This is a genomic window from Mycobacterium sp. NPDC003449, from assembly GCF_053588415.1.
This window is the reverse complement of record NZ_JBSFPX010000318.1, coordinates 1-4,691: the sequence shown is the minus strand read 5'-3', so window position 1 is coordinate 4,691 and position 4,691 is coordinate 1. Positions and strand designations below refer to the sequence as shown.

Below are 4,691 nucleotides of genomic sequence, written 5' to 3'. Positions count from 1 at the left end.
GCGGGCAAGTCGACCGTCGCCCAACTGCTCGCCGAACGGCTGCCCCGTTCGGTGCACGTCCGCGGGGATACGTTCCGGCGGGTGATCGTCAACGGCCGCGCCGAGATGAGCCCCGACCCGTCGGCCGAGGCGATTCGCCAACTGCGGCTGCGGTACCGACTGACCGCGCGAACCTGCGACGACTACGCCGGGGCGGGGTTCGCCGTGGTCGCCCAGGACACCATCCTCGGCGAACACCTGGCCGATATGGTCGGCTGGATCGAGCGTCGCCCGCTGTATCTGGTGGTGCTCGCGCCGCGCCCCGACATCGTCGCGGTCCGCGAGCAGGGACGCGGTAAGAGCGCCTACGGCAAGTGGGCCATCGATATGCTCGACCGCACCCTGCGCGACGAGACACCGCGCCTCGGTCTGTGGCTGGACACCTCCGGGCAGTCGGCGGAGGACACCGTCGGTGAGATCCTGCGCCGGATGGATCCCGAGGCGCAGATCGCCGCCCCACCTCTCGAATCCGACGAAAATGCTGCTGTTCCAACATAATAGCGACGGTTCCGTCGAATTCGAGGCATGAGCCCGGGGCAGAGCGGGACGGCCAGGCGCGGTGAGTAACCTTGCGGGCATGGAGGCGCCCGACGATCAGGCCAACGAACCGACTGAGATCACCTTCGACGAGCACCTGCACCCCGCGCGGCCTCGAGCGTTGCGGTTTCGCCCGAGGGTCAAGGCCACGTTCACGCGCCGTTCGCTCGCCCAGGACGGGCCTGCCACCGGGGACAATCCGGCCTACGTGTCGTGGCTGCTTAGCCAGTCGATGTTGGCCGACGCCAACGAGATCGGCCAGCAGTTCTCCGGGCAGGGATCGATGTGGCAGAACCCCTATGCGACGCCGGGCCCGCGCGGCGCGGTCGACACCGCCTCGGTGTGGTTCACCGCCTATCCGCTGTCGCTGATCACCCGGTCCGGCGAGTCGTTCCTCAAGGCGATGGCCGACGAGGACATGTGGAAGGCATTCGCCGAGATCGGCATCGAGGCCGTGCACACCGGGCCGGTGAAGCGTGCGGGCGGAATCTCGGGGTGGCAGCTGACGCCGAGCGTGGACGGGCACTTCGACCGGATCAGCACCCAGATCGATCCGGTGTTCGGCACCGAGCAGGAGTTCCGGCAGATGTGCGGGACCGCCAACTGGTACGGCGGCACCATTATCGATGACATCGTGCCGGGCCACACCGGTAAGGGCGCGGATTTCCGGTTGGCCGAGATGAAGTACGCCGACTATCCCGGCATCTATCACATGGTCGAGGTCGATCCGCGGGACTGGGAGCATCTGCCCGACGTCCCGGCCGGCCGCGATTCGGTCAACATCGACACCGCCACCGAGGAGTGGCTGGACAAGGCCGGCTACATCATCGGCCGGCTGCAGCGGGTGATCTTCTACGCCGAGGGGGTCAAGGAGACCAACTGGAGCGTCACCCGCCCGGTGGTCGGCACCGACGGCGTCGAGCGGCGCTGGGTGTATCTGCACTATTTCAAGGACGGCCAGCCATCGATCAACTGGCTCGACCCGTCGTTCGCCGGGATGCGCCTGGTCATCGGCGACGCGTTGCATTCGCTGGCCGATCTCGGCACCGGTGGACTTCGGTTGGACGCCAACGGGTTTCTGGGCGCCGAGAAGACCGCAGCCGAGGACAGCACGGCCTGGTCGGAGGGCCATCCGCTGTCCGAGGCGGCCAACCACCTGATCGCCAGCATGGTGCGCAAGGTCGGTGGCTTCACCTTCCAGGAGCTCAACCTCACCATCGACGACATCCGTCAGATCGGCGAGGCGGGTGCCGACCTGTCCTATGACTTCATCACCCGGCCGGCCTATCAGCACGCGCTGGCCACCGCCGACACCGAGTTCCTGCGGCTGACCCTGCGCACCACTCTGGAATACGGTGTGGACCCGGCCTCGCTGGTGCATGCCCTGCAGAACCATGACGAGCTCACCTACGAACTCGTGCACTGGTCCACCGGCCACCGCGACGACATCTTCACCTACCGTGGCGAGGAGCTCACCGGCGAGGCTCTGGGTGACACCGTCCGGTGCGAGCTGACCGAACAGCTCACCGGTGAGAACGCCCCGTACAACCTGGTTTTCACCACGAACGGGATCGCCTGTACGACGGCCACCATCATCGCGGCCACCCTCGGCATCACCGACCTCGAAGGGATCGGTGACGGCACCGAGGTCAGGGACCGGATCCGCCGGGCGCACCTGCTGCTGGCGATGTTCAACGCGCTGCAGCCGGGGGTGTTCGCGCTCTCGGGCTGGGATCTGTGCGGGATGCTGACGCTGCCCCCGTCCGAGGTCACCGAACTGCTGCGCGGGGGTGACACCCGCTGGATCCACCGTGCCGCCCACGACCTGATGGGCCATAATCCCAACGCGGCCAAATCGATCGCCGGAATACCCAGGGGAGCAAGCCTTTACGGATCCATTCCGGAGCAGCTGGCCGACGAGACCAGCTTTCTGCGGCAGCTGCAGGCGATCCTGCAGGTCCGCAAGCATTTCGAGATCGCCACCAGCCGCCAGGTCGACATCCCCGAGGTGTCGCACCGCGGCATGCTGGTGCTGGTGCACGAGCTGGCCACCGGCCACCACCAGCTCACGGTGCTCAACTTCGCCAACGAGCACATCGCGGGCACGGTGCGCTCGGAGGTGCTCCCGCAGGGCGCGGCCGTGTCGGACATGTTCACCGGCGATCCGGTGGCCACGGTGGACGATCTGTACAGCTTCGCCATCGAGCTGCCCGCCCACCACGGCATGTCGCTGCTCGTCGAGGAGGCGGTGGTCGAGGAGGACCGGGACGACTGACCCGGCCATCGGCCGGTGGCGATAGGGTGGCGGTGCGGACCCTGGAATCGGCGGAGGAGTGGAGGACTTGCTGAAGGCGCGATCCACCCTGGTGGCCGGCGTGGCGGCGATCGCCGCGATGCTGGCACTCGGCGGCTGCGAGCAGGTGGTGACCGGTACCGCGCTGAAGGATCCCAATGCCAGGGCGACGGTGATGACATCGACCGCTCCGACGTCCGCGGCTGCGGATGCGGGACCCGCCGAGGGGTGCGCGGACGTCGCGGTCGACAACTGGGCGGAGGTGTCGCCCGCCGCCCCCGGCGAGCCCACGGTGCGGGTGCCGCAGCCGACGAACTGGGTCCCGGTGCCGGAGCTGGCCCAGCCGCCGATCAAATTCATCATGCGCAATCCGGCGCTCGTGGTCGCGGGGACGGTGCCGGTGGTCTCGTTGTCGGTCGGCGATGCGACCGACGGTAGGAAGACGCCGCAGGATCTGCTCGACGACAGCTTCACTGGCTTCAAAATGGGTGGGGCGCAGAACATCACCTCACACAACGCGACGGTGTGCGGCTTCCCGGGCCGGATGATCGATTACTTCACCAGGGCACCCGACGGCACCCAGATCACCGTGCGGGCGGTGAGCGTGATGATTCCGGTGGGGGCCAGGATCATGAACGTGGTGGCGACGGTGCAGAGCGCCCATCCCGACGATCCGACTTATCAACGGGATTCCGAACTCGTGATCTCCGGCCTGACCATCACGGCGCCGCGCTGACTCTTGACCAAAATCGTTTTTTGGTCAAAGCTGGGGGCGGCCGAAGGGAAGCCTCATGTCGGATGCACACCGCGACCGTGCGGACCGGATCCTCGATACCGCGAGGGATCTGTTGCTGCGCTGGGGCTATCGCCGGATCCGGATCGACGAGGTCGCCAAACGGGCCGGTATCGGCAAGGGAACCGTCTACCTGCACTGGCGCACCCGTGAACAGATGCTCGCCGCCGTCGTCACCCGTGAGACCGCGGCGATGGTGGACGCCGTCGTCGCGGGGTTGCGGGCCGATCCGGCGGAGGTGGCGCCGCACCGTCTGATGCGCCGGGTCTTCGTCGAGGCGATGAGCCGGCCGGTGTTGCGTGCGATCTTCACCCAGGATGTCGAGACGATGGACGCCCTGGTCGCCGGGGGCTCCCAAAAGGCCATGGGCGCCGCGAATTTCGCCGGCTGGCGGGACTATCTGATCATCGTGCACCGGCACGGCCTGCTGGCCGCCGGCCTGGGGCCCGACGATGTGCATTACCCGCTGACCGCGGCCGTGTTCGGGTTCTTCGCGGCCGAGCCGATGGTGCCCGAGGAACTGACCCTGAGCTTGGCGGAGAAGGCCGAACAGTTGGCGGCCATGCTGCGCCGGGCGTTCGAACCTGCCCGGCCTGCCGCGCGCAAGCATTTCGAGGCGGCCGCCGCCGAGGTGATCGTCCTCTACGAGCGGCTTGCGCAGGACTTCCGGGCACTCGTCTATGGAGGAGATCGCGATGACTCGAAGTGACAACGACAGTTGGGATCTGGCGTCGAGCGTGGGCGCGACGGCCACCGTGGTGGCCGCTCAGCGGGCCCTCGCCGCCCGCGGCCCGCAACCGCTGATCGACGACCCGTACGCCGAGGCGTTGGTGCGGGCGGTGGGTTCGGAGAGCGCGGTGCGGATGCTCGACGCCGCGGACGACGCCGGTTCGGACACCGGCGCGTTCAGTGTGAAGCAGGCCGCCGAAGCCATGGCGGTCCGCACCCGGTTGTACGACGGGCTGTTCGGCGATGCGGGTGCCGCCGGGGTACGTCAGGCCGTCATCCTGGCCTCCGGGCTGGACACCC

Annotated in this window: 5 protein-coding genes; all 5 read left to right on the top strand. The window is 68.0% G+C overall.

Translation table 11 applies throughout. The features are described 5' to 3' along the window. Positions 1-537, top strand: a 537-nt coding sequence (locus ACWDTP_RS37525) for an AAA family ATPase (protein WP_450028283.1), incomplete at its 5' end; no start/stop codon positions are given. Positions 538-616: 79 nt separating this feature from the next. Continuing rightward, the gene (gene treS / locus ACWDTP_RS37520; protein ID WP_450028282.1) at positions 617-2,851 is read left to right on the top strand and encodes a maltose alpha-D-glucosyltransferase; all 2,235 of its coding nucleotides are present in this window, start codon (positions 617-619) and stop codon (positions 2,849-2,851) included. Positions 2,852-2,918: 67 nt separating this feature from the next. Next, positions 2,919-3,605, top strand: coding sequence for a hypothetical protein (locus ACWDTP_RS37515; protein ID WP_450028281.1), 687 nt, complete (start codon positions 2,919-2,921; stop codon positions 3,603-3,605). A gap of 55 nt (positions 3,606-3,660) precedes the next feature. Beyond that, entirely contained in the window at positions 3,661-4,371 is a 711-nt protein-coding gene (locus ACWDTP_RS37510; protein WP_450028280.1) for a TetR/AcrR family transcriptional regulator, read from the top strand. Continuing rightward, positions 4,358-4,691, top strand: a 334-nt coding sequence (locus ACWDTP_RS37505; RefSeq protein WP_450028279.1) for a class I SAM-dependent methyltransferase, incomplete at its 3' end; no start/stop codon positions are given. The genes ACWDTP_RS37510 and ACWDTP_RS37505, both read left to right, overlap by 14 nt.